Origin of the sequence: Enterobacter cloacae complex sp. FDA-CDC-AR_0132 (assembly GCF_003010695.1) — a bacterium.
Lineage (GTDB): Bacteria > Pseudomonadota > Gammaproteobacteria > Enterobacterales > Enterobacteriaceae > Enterobacter > Enterobacter ludwigii.
In genome coordinates, this window is record NZ_CP027618.1 from 2,875,344 (window position 1) to 2,891,565 (window position 16,222).

At 45.1% G+C, this 16,222-nt stretch carries 18 protein-coding genes; 11 read left to right on the forward strand and 7 right to left on the reverse strand.

Going from position 1 to position 16,222, the window contains the following annotated elements:
- Nucleotides 1–150: 150 nt before the first annotated feature.
- Nucleotides 151–1,359 (reverse strand): MFS transporter, encoded by a 1,209-nt coding sequence (locus AM379_RS13810; protein ID WP_032677632.1) that lies wholly within the window; start codon nt 1,357–1,359, stop codon nt 151–153.
- Between the two features lie 103 nt (nt 1,360–1,462).
- On the opposite strand from AM379_RS13810, the gene AM379_RS13815 reads away from it, so the two are divergent.
- Nucleotides 1,463–2,380, forward strand: a complete 918-nt coding sequence (locus AM379_RS13815; RefSeq protein ID WP_032677633.1) for a LysR family transcriptional regulator — start codon at nt 1,463–1,465, stop codon at nt 2,378–2,380.
- Nucleotides 2,381–2,530: 150 nt separating this feature from the next.
- On the opposite strand, the gene AM379_RS13820 is transcribed toward AM379_RS13815, so the two are convergent.
- Together AM379_RS13820 and AM379_RS13825 are read right to left on the reverse strand one after the other, a co-directional pair.
- Nucleotides 2,531–2,935 (reverse strand): nuclear transport factor 2 family protein, encoded by a 405-nt coding sequence (locus tag AM379_RS13820; protein WP_032677634.1) that lies wholly within the window; start codon nt 2,933–2,935, stop codon nt 2,531–2,533.
- Between the two features lie 225 nt (nt 2,936–3,160).
- Entirely contained in the window at nt 3,161–3,601 is a 441-nt protein-coding gene (locus tag AM379_RS13825) for a GNAT family N-acetyltransferase (protein WP_032677635.1), read from the reverse strand.
- A 779-nt stretch (nt 3,602–4,380) separates the two neighbouring features.
- On the opposite strand from AM379_RS13825, the gene AM379_RS24090 reads away from it, so the two are divergent.
- The 7 genes from AM379_RS24090 (at nt 4,381) to AM379_RS13850 (ending at nt 9,981) form a co-directional block, all read left to right on the forward strand.
- Entirely contained in the window at nt 4,381–4,518 is a 138-nt protein-coding gene (locus AM379_RS24090) for a hypothetical protein (protein ID WP_155964410.1), read from the forward strand.
- Between the two features lie 60 nt (nt 4,519–4,578).
- Nucleotides 4,579–5,046, forward strand: a complete 468-nt coding sequence (locus AM379_RS13830) for a glycine-rich domain-containing protein (protein WP_050595729.1) — start codon at nt 4,579–4,581, stop codon at nt 5,044–5,046.
- Complete coding sequence (locus AM379_RS13835) at nt 5,021–6,325, forward strand: hypothetical protein (protein ID WP_155964412.1); 1,305 nt, start codon at nt 5,021–5,023, stop codon at nt 6,323–6,325. Before AM379_RS13830 ends, AM379_RS13835 begins: the two co-directional genes overlap by 26 nt.
- Nucleotides 6,322–7,500: a cupin-like domain-containing protein gene (locus AM379_RS13840; RefSeq protein ID WP_032677638.1), complete on the forward strand. Its 1,179-nt coding sequence runs from the start codon at nt 6,322–6,324 to the stop codon at nt 7,498–7,500. Before AM379_RS13835 ends, AM379_RS13840 begins: the two co-directional genes overlap by 4 nt.
- A gap of 375 nt (nt 7,501–7,875) precedes the next feature.
- Entirely contained in the window at nt 7,876–8,004 is a 129-nt protein-coding gene (locus tag AM379_RS24505; RefSeq protein ID WP_255358169.1) for a hypothetical protein, read from the forward strand.
- A 206-nt stretch (nt 8,005–8,210) separates the two neighbouring features.
- Nucleotides 8,211–8,837, forward strand: coding sequence for a LysE family translocator (locus AM379_RS13845; protein WP_032677640.1), 627 nt, complete (start codon nt 8,211–8,213; stop codon nt 8,835–8,837).
- Between the two features lie 241 nt (nt 8,838–9,078).
- Nucleotides 9,079–9,981: a hypothetical protein gene (locus AM379_RS13850; RefSeq protein ID WP_032677641.1), complete on the forward strand. Its 903-nt coding sequence runs from the start codon at nt 9,079–9,081 to the stop codon at nt 9,979–9,981.
- A 551-nt stretch (nt 9,982–10,532) separates the two neighbouring features.
- Here AM379_RS13850 and AM379_RS13855 read toward each other — a convergent pair.
- Nucleotides 10,533–11,153, reverse strand: a complete 621-nt coding sequence (locus AM379_RS13855) for a LysE family translocator (protein ID WP_032677642.1) — start codon at nt 11,151–11,153, stop codon at nt 10,533–10,535.
- Between the two features lie 224 nt (nt 11,154–11,377).
- On the opposite strand from AM379_RS13855, the gene AM379_RS13860 reads away from it, so the two are divergent.
- Complete coding sequence (locus tag AM379_RS13860) at nt 11,378–11,596, forward strand: ParD-like family protein (RefSeq protein ID WP_032677643.1); 219 nt, start codon at nt 11,378–11,380, stop codon at nt 11,594–11,596.
- Nucleotides 11,577–12,365: a type I methionyl aminopeptidase gene (gene map / locus AM379_RS13865; RefSeq protein WP_032677644.1), complete on the forward strand. Its 789-nt coding sequence runs from the start codon at nt 11,577–11,579 to the stop codon at nt 12,363–12,365. The genes AM379_RS13860 and map overlap by 20 nt, the downstream gene beginning before the upstream one ends.
- 223 nt (nt 12,366–12,588) lie before the next feature.
- On the opposite strand, the gene AM379_RS13870 is transcribed toward map, so the two are convergent.
- Entirely contained in the window at nt 12,589–13,464 is an 876-nt protein-coding gene (locus AM379_RS13870; protein ID WP_020885047.1) for an AraC family transcriptional regulator, read from the reverse strand.
- Between the two features lie 258 nt (nt 13,465–13,722).
- Nucleotides 13,723–14,505, reverse strand: a complete 783-nt coding sequence (locus tag AM379_RS13875) for a DUF2971 domain-containing protein (RefSeq protein WP_032677645.1) — start codon at nt 14,503–14,505, stop codon at nt 13,723–13,725.
- A 256-nt stretch (nt 14,506–14,761) separates the two neighbouring features.
- Here AM379_RS13875 and AM379_RS13880 point away from each other — a divergent pair, with 256 nt between their 5' ends.
- The gene (locus AM379_RS13880) at nt 14,762–15,550 is read left to right on the forward strand and encodes a phosphotransferase family protein (RefSeq protein WP_106503815.1); all 789 of its coding nucleotides are present in this window, start codon (nt 14,762–14,764) and stop codon (nt 15,548–15,550) included.
- Between the two features lie 86 nt (nt 15,551–15,636).
- Here the strand turns inward: AM379_RS13880 and AM379_RS13885 are convergent, their stop codons facing one another.
- A complete protein-coding gene (locus tag AM379_RS13885) occupies nt 15,637–16,092 on the reverse strand; it encodes a hypothetical protein (protein WP_025204709.1) in 456 nt (151 codons plus the stop codon).
- Nucleotides 16,093–16,222: the final 130 nt, after the last annotated feature.

The following is a 16,222-nucleotide window of genomic DNA, read 5'->3' on the forward strand; positions in this document are numbered from 1 at the left end:
TCAAGTGGGGTGAGTTAAGCCAGCCGACGGAGTGACCTGAAATAGCGGCATTACTCCGCACTCATTTTAAGTTTGTGGGGTCGCTTATCGCTCGTAGCAAACCTTGCGGCTCTTATGTCGGTCCGCTTTGTGCCAGAAGCGGACGTTATGCTAATCATTGATGAGATGATTTGGCTGGAGCGTACGCTTAGCCAGCTTCTTTTGCAGAATGATAACGATGATGGGGAACCCTGATGCGGAAATTGCACATACCCCCAGCAACGTGTTCATATTTTGTTGTGCTATGGAGTGCCCAGATAATAGAAAAGAAGACAGAAAAAATGCGACAGTTGTGATCAGGTACATTATTGATGACTGCAATGAAGAAAATCCCGCTCGTTGCCTGTCATCAGGAAACTGAATACTCACCGCCGAGGAGGAAACCAGACGACTGTAAGATGCACCGAGAAATAAAATAATAAATAGCGTCGGATTCGAATAGCCCATAACAGGTATCAGCAAAGCGAGTAAAAAAACGAAAGTTGACCCTGTAGCCAGACTCACTGCAGAAAAATGCGGAGTTAGCGCACCTGTCATTTTTGTTGACAGGTATCCTGCAATGCCCCCGGCGAAAAACAGCCATGGCAGCAGGTATTGAGAGCCCCCCAGCTGTTGGGTCATTAATGGTACCAAAACAGGAATGACCAGCATCGGGCTAAACTGTACCAGCGCATTACTGGAAGCGAACAGTAAAGTATTAACGTCGAGAGGCAGTGCGTGGGGTGTATCGAAAGAGACTGTATCCTGAGGGATGATGGATACAATCAGTGGCATTGCCAACAAACACAGCGTACTGGTTAGCCACAAAGCGACATGCCAACCGTAATGAGCGCACAAAAATAGTATCGTGGGCATTCCGGCAATGCTTATCATCGGAAATGATGCAATTACCGTCGCCAACAATTTCCCTCGCAAGTTAGTTGGTGCGAGATTTATCAATATACTGATACTCACCCCCATAGTTGTGCCTCCAGCCAATCCGGCACAGAATCGTAATGTAAGCAGAAGGCTAAAGCTGGAGGTAAATGTCGTCAAAAGTGTCAGTAGGCCGAGTAGTGCCATATTGGCGATTAAAAAACGTTTCTTATTGAAACGACCAATCCAGTAAAAGGCGATAATTCCCGACAGGACCGCCCCGGAGGTGTACATGCCCGATACGTAGCCAGAGAATGACACGGGAACGGCGAAGTCTGCTGCCATAAAAGCAAAAACAGGGTTGAACATCATATATTCCAGCGCATTTGTGAACTGGATAAAAGCCATGACAACCGCTATCCGGATGAGGGCTTTATGATTAAACGTTGTTGTGACCGATGACATAACAAGCGACCTGTGGGTAAAAGATATCCGAGTTTAATTGCTTTCAATCTTATTCAGTAGATGGTAAAACTGGCACGTATTGTTATCATTTATGGGATAGTCTATGCGACCAGCTCTTGATTTTAATACCCTGAAAGTTTTCATTGCGGTGGTTGAAAGAGAAAGTTTTGTTGGGGCATCTAAAGTCCTTGAAATGCCGACATCAAACGTTAGTCGTTGTATTTCTCAGCTAGAAGACAGACTGAATCTTCAGCTCATTGAGCGCAGCACCCGACATATGAAACTCACACAAGCGGGGCACCTGCTCTATTCCCGGGCGAAGCCATTAATGGATGCACTTGAGCAGACTGAAACAGAATTAACGTTGCGGCAGATGCAGCTCAAGGGGCCACTACGTATCTGTATTCCCAATGAAATAGGTCCTGCACTGCTGGGTTCTGTGATTGCCGATTTCGCCTGCCAGCACCCGGATCTGGAAATTAGCTGTGTCACAAATTTGTCTGGTCTTGAATCCCTGAGAGACGATCTCGATTTAGCCATCATTGTGAGCCGTGGCCAGATGGATGACGGTGATTACATAGCCCGTCACCTGGTGACGATCCCTTGCACCATCGTTGCAGCCCCCTCCGTCATTCAGCGTTATGGCATACCTTCTCGTATACAGCAATTTGAAGAATTACCCTGTATTACCACGGTAAATGCACTTAAAGGTGCTCCCTGGCAGTTTGTGAATAAAAAGGGGGGATTTGAGACGATAAAGGTTAAAGGCCATTACCGGGTAAACAGCGGAGAGATGGCAGGACGCGCGGCGGTAGCGGGTGTTGGTTTCGCTATTCTTTCGAAACAGGCCTGCCAGCCCTACATCGACGATGGACGACTGATCGAGACTAAGTTCGAACAACCGCCAGCCCCACTTCAATTGTACGCACTTTATTCAGACAAGCGTTATTTGCCCGCTAAAACACGAGCGCTTATTGAATACATACAGCAGAATTTGAGCAATCTATCCTTAGCAGCCTAAGGATAGATGAAACAGCTACAGAGAGTTCCAGTGTTTCAATGGTCTCTAAATGCAGAATGTCTGCTGTACGCTCAACGCAGACCTTATGACCACGTGGGCTGTCCGTTGCGTGCCAGAAACGGACGTTCAATGGAATAAACGTATCTGCAATTAAAGGCACGCCTCGGAAACTCCGAAGCTATCCTCAAACATGCGAAAGCGGGTAATAAGACCATTTTCGATGTACATGTCGAGTACAAATTCGGTTTCAATCAGCTTCTGTGTTTTTTTAACGCGTGATGCAAGCTCACCAATAGCAACCAGTCGCTTGTCTTTGATGAGAATATCTTTTATTTCAAAATGTTCTGGTGAGAGGTGTGTCCGTATTTGCGCATAGAATTCTGCCACACCGTTTCTGCCGTATTTTCGGCCAATCCAGGGAACTAACTGAGTATTTCCAGCGACCACCCAGTCGACGCTTTCACTTACCAGTGCCGCTATCTCATTCACATCTTCTGCTGTGGCTATACGATGAAAAAAAGTTTCCGCTACTACCTGTGGTGTTTGGACTGTCATAGCTTGTTAATCCCAGTAAGAGTAATTAAGGATTGTCAGACTAAACGATGGTATTAAAAATCACCTTGTCCTACGGTGCTGTTTGATCATGTTATAGAGAGCAGTTGGTACGTTACTCAGTCCCCTGGGGGGGCTTTTGTCCGATTTTCGCTCATGGCGGACCTTTGGCTCAGTTAGCTTGTCCGCTTTTTGCCAGAAGCGGACAATGCAAACCTTGCGAGGGAGTTAATTAACAACGGGAACGTCGGCGAGATGTTTAACAAAACGCTTCCTAACTTCCTGATAACCATTATCTTCATAAAACTTGTGTGCTCTGACTCTTCTTTCACTGCTTGAAAGCTCAATTTGAGAACATCCTTTCTCCAGGGCGATTTGCTCAGCGGCGATGAGGAGTTTCCGCCCGATCCCTGCCCCTCGCAATGATTCGTCAATAACCAGAGCTGAAATTAATGCCCATAAGCCGTTTTCGTGCAGGGGCGTTATAAAATTCACCACAATAACCCCGCAAAGTTCTTTTTCTGATTCGGCAACCAATATGCTAAGACCGGTATACTCTTGGTCAATGTGCTTTTCTAAGCGTTCTCCCTCTGTCTGATATCCTAGTTGCAGAAACAGCTTATTTAGAGAGGGTATATCTTTTAACTTTGGCGTCCTGATTAAGACCATGCCATAACCTCCTTCATAATAGTTTAGAAAAAATATCCAAATCACAATTCGATGCGCCTGCAGGGAAGCCATATACGGTCAAGGCTGTTAAGAGGAACACTGGCCCTGAAGCTGAAAGAAACTTTGCGTTAAAGGAAGTGGTTTCAGAATTGATGGGCGTCTGTAAAGCTTCTCCGGCTCACGGCATCCCAACAAGGGTTCGCGATTTCCTCACATGTTCTCTTAATGATATGTTCTCACTGAAACGCTGCCGTCGTGACGCTATTTATAGACAACATCATATCGTCAGCAACCGTCAGCCTCTTCAATATATTCCTCTGTATTACCAAAAATGGTAGTTATGTATGAAAGCATAGCTACCACCTTACGTAATACCTCTTAGCAGATTAGCTGCTCGCTCAAAAATAATTATGCGTGACAAATCTGATGGAGACTACCAATTATAGTGGGGAGGGGGCTTACTTGTATAAATAAAAAAACAGAAATAAGCCGATTAATAATACCAAGATGAAAGCTTCATCATGAAAAGTTACCACCAGTAAATTTATGAAAGAATATAAAGAAATCCTTTTTTTAGGAAGTATTAAAATCTTCACATCTTCGACCAGCTAGATGATAAAACTACGTAAACCAACTTGAGTTTTTGTGCTAAGCGGACAAAGTTAATATTTTTTTATTGTGACGTAGATCACACTTTCGGATAGATGAAATTAAAATTTATGTAAACATGTAGTTAATTTTCTGGGCGCAGATGCGCATAACCTAAAAAGGAAATGGAAATGAAAAAACTTTCTGAAATGCTGAAAGCAGCCGCTTCTTCTAAAAAGCCGGCACAAAAGGTTAAGGGTAAGGATCTTTATTCCGGTGCTGGTCCGAGTAACTCCAATTCCCACTGCCAGGGTGGTGGTGGCTGGTAAGAAATACCGGGGGGAGTGATCCACTCCCCCATTGCTCCCCCTCAAAAAGGAAGAATCATAATGATGGACGATATTGCTAAAACTTTGCCACATTCTATGGAAGTGTCGCTTACCGGGCGAGAACCCACTCTTGATGAAGCTGTAGAGTACATTGATAAAATTGACTTTTCTGAGTTGAAAAATAAGTTATCAAGATCAGATGAGCTAATTTCCCGAGTCTGGTCTGAGCAAGAGTTACAGATGACTGAACAATATTATAAAAACTTCCTGTATCTGAATAAAAAATACAATAATATTGTTAAAGTAATTGTCCCAAGCCTCGCCATAGATGAATTCTGGCATCATCATATCTTAGACACAAGGTCGTACATCAGAGACTGCAACAATATTTTTGGATACTATTTTCACCACTACCCATATTTTGGTATGCGGGGTGAGACAGATTATAAGAACTTAAAAAAAGCATTTGATGTTACACAACAAATATACGAGGCGGAATTTGGTGAAAAAATCATTGATATTTGGTGAGCCAGATTACTTTAAAAATATCAGATCTAGGATCATACCATTCATTACAAGCAGGGTGGTTCCCTTTGCAGGTTTTACACTAATCACCGTCATGATCGCCCGCCTCAACTATCCGGAGTTGGGAACTTTCACCTATCTTACTGCGATGTTTTCTCTTCCAGTAGTCCTGATGTCGATGCCATTAGCAATGGTTGGGAATTTCTCGGCAGCATCAAAAAAGACAGGTGAAAGCGGGAGCGAAATATTTTTGAGTGGTCTTCCGTTGGCTGTCATCCTGTCGGTTTCAGGAGGGTTCATTGCTGCATTCATGCTGTTTTACTTAGTCAACACGGTAGATCCAAATGTTGATTTGGCTGGGAGAATATATTGCTTTTGCGTTCCTTTCTTAATAATTAACACTTATTTATTCTATTACATAGAAAGCTATATAAGCAACAAGATAATGGCTAAAGTAAAGATTGCCAGTACTTTCATCAGTGCGGTTGCTATCTTATCCCTTTCGGTATTTGTGAATGAAATTGTTACTTGGCATGTTTTTTCCGTATTTTTGCTAATCGAGATTATTCTTTTTTGCCTATATGTATGGGTAACAGTCTCCCATTCAGATGCTAATCTAAGGCAGGGTATTGGTTTAAAAATTACAGAGGCCTCAAAAAAACTAATCGTTATCGGGTTGCCTGTTGCTCTGGGCCTGACGGGGCAAAAAGCGGTATACTTTCTTATCACTCAGCGCATCAACGATATAAACAGCAGCCTTGTGGCAGATTTGTCTGTAATGATGAGTATATCGGGAATTTTATCTCTGCCATTTGCCGCTTTTGCACAAATACATAGCTTGTTTGTTAGCGAAAATGATTTTAAGTTTCATTACCAGATTTACAAACAAGGGGTTGTTTGTGGTTGTATTGCTATCTTCAGCATACTGATACTGGGAGTAGGTAGTTATTATTTCTTACTGGAATTATATAATGCCGCACCTGATTTATATAGTATAAATTACTTTGTCAGTATTTCAGCTTTGTTTGTTGCGTCTTCTCTTATGCTTTTGTCCATGAGTCATCTGAGGGCGTTACATGACACACTCTATCCTCAGTCGATTGCAGTCTTAATTCTCCTGGCGGGGTTTATCCCGGTAATCTGGTTACATACATTTAAAAGCAATGCATTGTATAAAGTTATATATATACAGGCTGCATTTACAATGATAATTTTTGTTGCACTGAGTTTCAGGATTAAAACACAATTCAAATTCAGTAATGGAACTGAGGTTACACAATGAAGACCATTGATATGCAATTTAAGGAGTTAACAAAAGAGCTCCTTATGCTTCATACAAATAAAATGCGCAGTCCATGTGTATTTGTTAATATGGTTATAAATCAACGACTTGAGAATTGCAGCGTTGAAGAGATATTGTCTCTTCAACAAACACAATTTTTGTCTAGTAATCATAACGGATCGTACTGGGCCGATAAACCGCTCTACGCTGAAGTTCAGGGCAGGAAGAAAACACTGGACCTGGAGCGTATGTTTTTAAAGGATAGCGGTGACTACTATGTCACCTATTTTGTTCAGAGAACACTCCATCCAGCCGGATGGGAAACCATCCGGACTTGTGGAAATAATGTTTTCGATGATTATCTGGCAAGCAGAACCACCTTCAAAGATTATATGAAGGGAAGCGTGTTTCATAACCACTGGATTTCAAACGGTAACACTTTGAGTTCACTTCATGCAGATCCGGTCAATACTTTCTTTCTCCAGGTGCAGGGAACGAAAAGATTCAGATTGATTGAGGAGTCTTTATTATTGTGTAAATATGTTGATTTAAGACAGCCTCATAAACTTAAAATTAATTTTGATAAGCTAAAAAATTTAGGTGTTAAAAATGAAGAGTTCACTGTCACCCCTGGGATGGCCGTTTTCATGCCTTCTTGGTGTTTTCATGAAATAGAAAGTCAGGGGGCCGGGCTTAATATTTCGTTAACTTCGCATTATCCCCGTTCACGTTCAGCGTTCCTTCTTTCTCCTCTACAGGCCATCAATAAAGTAAGGCGTTTCTGGTATCCAAAATTTGTCCAAAAAAAAAGAATACAATTTCAGATTGAAAATCTTTCAGTGAATGCTGTACCCTTTTTTCCCTGGTTCTCCTCATTCGTATCAAATACTACTTTCTTAAATGACACCACCTACCAGCCTCAATATTATATATTGAACAGGAAAACAAAAAGGATCGTACCCGTCTTAAATATGGAATTGGTATCTGTACTTAAACAGATAAATGGCTTTGTTACAGTGCAGGATATTTCGAACATAACAGGTCTTGCTCAGGATACCGTAATCGATACTCTGGCCACACTTATTGAAGATGAGTTCATCCAGATACTTTTTGATTCGGAAGATAAGTATAATTATTTCTATCAAAGTATAGAGCCGAAAACATTATCTACCTGAAATAGGATAAGTGAAGGTCCTGTTCAGACCTTCATGTATGCCACAGGAGCCGCGTCCAAAGGATGGTTTCTATGTGCAACTGATAGCACACGGCCGGGGTTGCCTCCGGCCACAGCCCGTTCGCCGGGTTCTCATCAAAAAATCTAGCCGCTTTAAAACCGGTACGCTGATAAGGCTGCTGTCTCTCCAGCCTGCGGGTCTGTACTTAATGATCTTTTTTTTACATAAGTTTTGCCTTTATATCGTCGTGAGTGACGTTCTAATTTTTCTGTCACGACACGGCATAAACCTTTCTTCCGATCACGGGAGTTTTCGAATCTGCGGAGAAGAATAGAGAGATTGATTCAGAACAGGCACTAATTAAGGAGGATTATTATGATATCTGGATTATTCTCATTCAGGAATGAAAAGGTACTGATTATTGCCCTGAGCGGACAAGTTATCCTCACGGCCTATCAGCGACGAACCGGCACGCATCATTTTCACCCTGAACGTCCGTCCTGACCTTTGACAACGTGGCCGATGATTAAAGTCCCCTTTGTGCCAATAACTGACCTTGCTAATCTAAATGCTGTTTAAATTGTTAGCGAGATCTCAAGCGAATGACGGGCGTAAATCTTCAACAAGCGAGCCGTTAATTCCCACCTCCCAAACCATTCCTCACCGGCTTCTATTGCTGATATAGTGCAAGTTTTGGCGAGGATGATTTTATGTCTTTAACTGCCCTTATGGCTTTTGCCCTGATTATGTCTGCCGGTATCGTCACTCCAGGCCCGACTGTTCTACTTGCTCTTAATAATGCGGCTCGCTTTGGTATCAGGAAGGCGACATGGGGGATTATTGGCGCAGCAGCAGCGGATATCCTTCTGGTAGCGCTGGTCGGTTTAGGACTTGGCGTTGTTCTGGCTGCTTCAGAAACCCTTTTTGTCACCCTGAAGTGGGTTGGAGCTGCGTGGCTTGCTTTTATCGGCTTGCGAATGTTGCTTTCTTCGAACACTTCTTTGCCTGGAGGCATTGAGGAAACAACTCCGGCGCGTCATTCACTTTTTCTCAAAAGCTTCTTTGTCGCCATGAGCAATCCTAAATATTATATCTTCATGACCGCATTACTCCCTCAGTTCGTCAGTACGGCGCAACCAGCCTTGCCGCAGTATGTCAGCCTGGCGGCAGTGATAGTTTTAATCGATGTGGCGGTGATGCTGGGCTATGCGATCTTGGGTAAGAAATCCGTCAGCCTCTGGAGAGCTGGCGGTATTAAATGGATGAACCGTATCAGCGGGTCGTTTCTGTTAATTCTCGCTGGTTCGGTTGCTTTGTATCGTAAAAGCAGCACATAAGTTTCCCTGGAGATGTAAAGCAGCTATCAGGCGGCTTTTTTCCGTCCCATGTCCGCTTCTTGCTCAAAGCGGACCCTTCCATCTCCACCTGCCTTTTGCTTTGAACGCCGGAGCCTCAACAATTTCTCTGCCCGGCCCGGTGCAGAGAGAAAAGACGTCATCAACCTCATGCTATCTTTCTATAAAACAGGTATCCCAGTGGTAATTGGGGCTGCCCCGTTGAAATAAAAGGAACAAGTTAATGCTTGATTATATGCTTGAGCAGTTCAGCAGGCTGCCTGTTGACTCTTGGTTACTCAGGAACGGCCTGAAAGACTATATTGATGAACAGCTGCTCTGGTGTGAGGACAGCAATTTTTCATCAAATTTCCCTTTCCGGGAAACCGGTCTGCCTCAGGATTTTTTTCTTCAGAAAATCATTTCCTGCGACGGTAATGACTACCTCACCGGACCCAGATACAGAGGCGGCGATTTGAAGAAGCCGTTCATTGATCTGGTCGCCAGCTCTGCTCCTCTGACCCGGAGGGCAATGGCCTCAATACTGGACGTATGGCATCCCATGGGCGCACGTTCAGTCCGCGTTCTCCGACCCGTGTCTGAGGATACGCGCGGTTGTGCCGATCAGTTTTTCTATGTCGGCGGCAGCATGGATGAAAAAAAAGAAGCTGTAATCAGCGGCCATACTGTCCGCATTGAGCGTGCCTGCCAGCCGTCAGTTGAGTGGTGCCTTCAGGCTCTGGAACTTGCCTATGCCGAGACGTATTCCCGCTATCCTTTCCTGAAGGATAAGGTGGTTCCTGCAGATGAAGAAGACATTCGCGATGCCATTAAGGACGGAAACCTGTTCATCATAGTTTATGAGGGGTCGCGTGCCGGTTTTATCATCTGTGATAACGCGCGCCGGGCTTTTATATCCGGACAGTGGATCACCGAGGAGATCGTTATTCCGCGCTTTCGCGGAAAGCATGTTGCGGGTTCCGCTCAACAGGCCTTACTTTCTTTTCTCAGCACGCCCCGCACACCGGCATCGCTATGGGGAACCATCGAAAGCAGTAACCTGCCTTCAATACGCGCCGCTGAGCATGCCGGGAGAAAGCGGGTGATGGAGTATGCTTTTCCGTATGGGGAAGATGTGCATGATTAAGAGCTACCGGCAGCTTACGCTGTGTCTTTTCATACTGTTGTCCACATTCGGCTTCTGCCTTTATCTGGGTTTTTTTTCCTTCTGTCTGGTTAAAATAAAAACCGACCCGCTTGTTATTTCAGTGCTGACAGGTTCAACTGCGCTGGCGGCGTGACCGCCACCTTGTGATCCACCCTGTCAGCTGCATACAGACCGCCTTCCCGGCGGTTTTTTTATGCCTTTTCTGCGGTAACAAGACAGGGCGGAAGTCTGCCTGCCCCGTGGCTCAGCATCCGACTTCGGGAGTTTTCGGATCTGTGCAGAAGAGGAGAGAGATTGATGCAGGACAGGCACTAATTAAGGAGGATTATTGTGATTAGGGGATTATTGTCTTTCAGGAAGGAAAAGGTACTGATTATTGCACCGAGCAGACAAGTCATTCTGACGGTCTATCAGCGACGAAGCGGCACGCATCATTTTTCACCCTGAACATCCGTCCTGACCTTTGACAACGTGGCCGATGATTAAAGTCCGCTTAGTGCCAGAAGCGGACATTGCCAGCCAGCCCAAGGCTATCTCGTGCTAATAGCAAGTTTAGCCGCGAAGCATAAAAATAAGCCCCCTGTTGCTCTGTCCATCATTCGGACAACGCGACTTTTCTTCAGTACGGCTGATGCAAAATGCGTGGATAAAATGAGAGTGACTGACCATATAGTCCCAATCGCTACGTGGATGCTGACCAGGATAAAAGTCCATATTAAAGGTGAGTGACCGGCAGGTACGAACTGCGGCAAAAAAGAGACATAAAAAATGCCCATTTTGGGATTGAGCACATTCCCCAGCATTCCTCTGATAAACCAGTTCCCTTGAGAAACGTTGTTGTCATCACCATCACTGAAAGATGATCGAGGACGTATCAGCAGTTGTAAGCCCAGCCAGCTCAGGTAGACCGCGCCACAAACTTTGAGCACAGTGTAAGCCATCTCTGAAACCGCCAGAAGAGCACCAAGACCTAACGCAACCAGCGCGCCCCATACAAAACAGCCAGCATCAATGCCAAGCGCAGCGTGAAAAGCCTTTTTACCGCCCTCAGCACAAGCGGTGCGCAGAATAAGTGCCGTATCAAGACCGGGGGTCAGGGTAAGTAACAGTGCTGCGAGAGAGAATGCGAAGAGGGAATCGTTAACAGTCATTTTCTTTGTCCGAAAGAGCAGATGCTAATCATTTAGCTCCCTACAATCAATCCATTAAATATTGTTTTTAAAGGTCTGCTCTTCGCTCAAAGCGGACTTTCAGCTCACTTAGCCTGTCCGCTTTGCGCCCGAAGCAGACCTTTATTCGTACGGCAAAAATCTCCGTGACAACGGTCTATGAAACATATACGTTATACATATGTTCTATGACAGAGTATATGCTTATGGGTATTGTCAAAATTTCAGATTTGCTGCATGAAGACGTGCGGGATGCAAGCAGAGCGATGTCACGTTCAGTGAATGCACAAGCCGAATACTGGATCCGCCTCGGTATGATGAGTGAGCTTTACCCGGAACTTAACTATCAACAAATTAAAATGATGATGCTGAAATCAGGTTCTGACCGTTTAATGGAGGTTATCAATGCCATCAATTCCCATTAAAACCGCAGATGAACTTGCCCGCCAGCGTCATGCAGGAGCGTTGCTGGCCTCCGTATTTGAGATGCTGGACACGTTTATTGTTCCGGGAGTCTCAACTCTGGACATCAATGATCGCGTAGAAGCTTTTATTGTCAATGAGTTGCAGTCAAGACCTGCCAGTAAAGGACAATATAATTACCCTTACGTCCTGAATACTTCTGTGAATGAAGTGGTTTGTCACGGAGTTCCTAAAGCCAACGAATACCTGAAAGCCGGCGCTATAGTTAATGTCGATATCACCCTGGAGAAAGGGGGCCTGATTGCCGACTCCAGCAAAATGTATCTGATTGGTGACGTCTCTCCGCTGGCTCGCCGGTTGGTGGATATAAGCCAGGAAGCCATGTGGCTGGGCATAAAAATGGTAAAACCGGGTGCAACACTGGGAGACATCGGGCATGCCATCCAGACGCATGCTGAGTCCAACGGCTATAGCATTGTCAGGGAATACTGCGGGCACGGTATCGGCAAAGAAATGCATGAAGAACCGCAGGTGCTGCACTATGGTAAACCTGGTACAGGCGAAGTGTTACAGGCAGGAATGGTTTTTACCATCGAACCGATGGTAAATCAGGGAAGCAGTAAAATAAAAACCAAAAAAGACGGCTGGACAGTGGTCACCCGGGATAAAAAACTCTCGGCCCAGTGGGAACACACGGTCGCTGTGACCAATGACGGTTTTGAAGTTTTAACACTTCGTAAAGATGAAATCATTCCAGAAAACATGGTTTGACTCCGGTGATTACTCAGCAAAAAAAAGCTTTCACGCATCTTCAACTGTGTGCTTGATTCCCGTATCCAGCCTGGCATCTTTTACAGGGGACGTCCGCTTATCGCTCACAGCGGACCTTCTGCTCCGTTAGTTTGGTCGCTTTGTGCCAGGAGCGGACGTTGCAAATATCACGGTTTTAATCGATGGGGAGCAGATCAACGATGAACAATAACCCTGAATCAGCTCATTTTAACGGCAAATATATATCCGTGAGTAATTCATGTTCTGCTACCTCATGCACAAAGTTGTGGTAATGAAAGAAAAGCGGGAAGTCGCGAAGTTCCTCTCCGCTCTCTGGCAACCAGTCACGATACAGAGACTTAGCCAACCCGGTTAACGCATCATGCGATCCCTGATGACGTAACACCGCACAGCGACCAGCCGGAATGTCACTATTTATCACCCCGAAGCGATTGTCTTCAATAATGGGTGACGTGACGGTTCCGCAAATATGGAACTCAAATTCATCCGGCGGCGTTAAGGTTGGATCGTGTGGTGCAATACCGTATGTCTGGCTACTGGCAACCGGTGAAAAACCCGTGGTTTTTCGCCATTCAATAAAGCGAGCCGCCGTTTCGTTTATTCGCTCCGGTTGTCCATAATGTGTCAGCATTGCGACTGACGTCGCGGGGAAAGTAATGATCCTGACCTGGCTTTGCATGGTTTGTCTCCTGGCTTTGTAAGGTTCGGATATGCGCTTATGCCAATCCACCCAGGGGGGCTGCTGGCGGAATTGCGTCGGTGATAGACCGAACATTTGTCTGAAAGCACGGCTAAATGATTCAGAATGCTGGAAACCGGCGTCGTACGCGATATCAGTGATTTTCTCTAACGGATTAAAAGCCAGTCGATAAGATGCGCGTTTTAAGCGCATCATCTGGATGTAACGGCCAGGTGGCATCCCACAATAACTACAAAACTGACGATGGAAATGAAATGGCGAGAAGTGAGCCACTTCACTCAGTTTTTCCAGTAATAAAGCGTCATCGAGATGGTGGTCAATATAATCAAAGACCTGTTTAAAGCGTCTGGCGTAACTATCAGTTTTATTATCACACATGACTTCCTCCGTGCTGCTTAATATGCTCGAAGGCGATTCAGTTTGCCTGACCGATCTTGCTCAATGACGTACAAAGGAGAGCATTTCCAGGTGGCTATCTTTCGAACCTTTGACTTGCTCCCCATTGCTCAAGACTCTCGATGTCAATATGCATGCAGAACTTCCACTGTTCGCTCATTGCGGACCTTAGGGGACTTCAGGAAGTCCGCTCCATGCCGGGAGCTTACATTGTTGATATGGTAATCGCCGCGGATAATCTCAACCGCCTATGTGGTTACGTTCCATCGCTCTTAAAACCTTCTCTGCAGAATCAAATATATCCATTCTCTGCATATCATGCGGGTATTTGGTGTATTCATAACTTTCTAAGGCGAGATCCCATGTACTTTTCTTAAATTCACACTGATATAACTGCACTGTCTTGTTCAAAATCAATGCTTCTAATGTACTGTTATTTCTAATTATTTCATCAACCTTCTTGTTGTTTATCCCAATATAGATACCTGTTATTGATTTTAGATCAATTATTTTATCAATTAAAACCGTGCCTTGTTTTTGTAATGCGTCTGTCTTTTTTATTATTCTGATTTCTTCTTCATATTTCCAATGCAGTGATTTAGTAAGCAATAATTTACTAATTATATCAGTATTATAGATATTTTCTTGACTGATTTTTAGTTTGCTTTTCATTCGGCTCTCTAAATAAAAAATTTCACCTTTCGGAGCTGTAATCAGGCATTTTGCTTCATCATCAAATCCTGCTTTCTCAGTGTCGATTGCTACAACAAAGCCCTGATGCTTATCAGCATAATGTGACCACATCAATACGTTGAGTGGATTTTTAGAAAGGCATAAACAGGCAAGGTTTTGATTGATCTCATACCTCATAGTCAATGATTCAATTGATTCATCATCAAGTGCATATCCATAACTTTCGAACGGATCATTAAACTCACTGTGAGGGGTGAATTTTATAGAAATGTAGCCATCTTTGAAGAATCGATCTAATGATGCATTGTCTATGTATTTGTACAAAATCATAAAATACTCAGAATTATCTATAGGTGTTATCAGTGTACAGCCTTTCGACAGGGTAGGGGTAAGTATCCCGCTTAACCAGCAAGTGCATACCCTGGATCACCTAATAGCATAACTTTCAGGGTATGAAAGTCTATACCTCGCTCAAAACGGACCTTCCCACAACCCGCAACACCGCGCGTAAAACGCAATTCCCCTGATCCCTCCGCATCACACTACACTTATCCCTTAAAGCCAAACCTGACACAGGGAGTCATGTATGTCTGCGGAGAATTTATCCCAAATGGGTGCGGCAAAAGTGCAGCGCTTGGTGGATCAATATGGTCAGCAAGTCATAGATAAATGCCCTGTTAGCCCTGTGGAATACGCTTTCTACGAGCATGCGGCGGAAGAGCTCAACAGCAGGGGGATCAAAACGCCGACGCTGTTGTCTGCCGATCCACATCTACGCCGGTTAAGGCTGGAATATATCCCTGGAAAAGTGTCTCAGGATGAGGTGTCGGGGGATGACATATTGAAATGCCTTTCTCATCTTCATCGCACTCCACCGGACCCAACCTGGGTGTATCACCCTCATTCCTGGTCCGAGAAAGCGCTTGAAAAATCATTGGCGCTTTTGAAATTACCGGACCGCGCGGCCCATCAGATGTGCTGTTTTCAGCAAGCGGGCAGCATTTTGTTTCGGCAGAAATGTTTACTCTCAGGGGATACCAATGCCGGTAACTGGGGGAGAAGAGAAAACGGAGAGTGGGTTCTCTTTGACTGGGAAAGGTTTGGCACGGGCAGTCCGGCTATCGACCTCGCCCCGCTGATAAAGGGGATGGGCTCCAGGCAAAGCATTTTACAGCTTGCGGAGCGTTACAGCGTGCATTATCCGCATATGCCTGCCCGACAGTTAGCGATGGAAATAACCCTTGCTAAAGCATGGATTGTGTCAGAGGTGGTGTCCCTGCTCTATGACCGGAACAAAACAGATTTTGAGCTGTACCTGAACTGGTACAGAGAAACGCTTCCCGGCTGGCTGGACGAGGCTATCTCAGTACTTTAACCCTTCGTCTGCATGGGATTTTTATATTATTAAGGCCGAAATTCTCGCTCACAGACCAGCTGAATTTCGGCCCTTAAGCTCTGGCCTTAGTGCGCCGTGATATACGGCTCCTTGACGAACTCAGCCAGCAGCCAGACCATATCATGTAGCAGACCGGTCAGCTCTTTTGCCACGTTTGCAGGTAATGTTCCGCCCATTACCGCCTGCGTTAACGCCAGCGCATAGTCCACCTGGAGCGACGTGTCCTGCCAGCAGTCCGGAACGCAGGAGACAATCTTCTCTCCTGCAATCAGCTGTTCGACCAGATAAGGCGGGAGGGCAGAATCACAACGCGCGCGAAGGCGTTTAAGGACTGCCAGCAAACGCGTGCACAGTGTTGCATGGGTGACCGCATCGTCGGTTTCTACCAGCACGCTTACATACGCGGTGCAGGCATCGGCCAGTTCGAAGAGATCTGCAGATTCAGGCAGTTGTAGATGAATCAGATGGTGAATAGCGCTTTCTTCAGAGAGCGCGTAAGACAGGGAAGGGACAGTTGTCATGTGATTTTCCATTTTAAAAAAACTCCAGACCATCCAATAAGTTCCTACGCTCATGGGTGGTAGCGCTGACGGAGGTAGGAATACCGCACACGACAAAAACGGCCAACCTTTCGGTTGCTCCGCCAGCGCG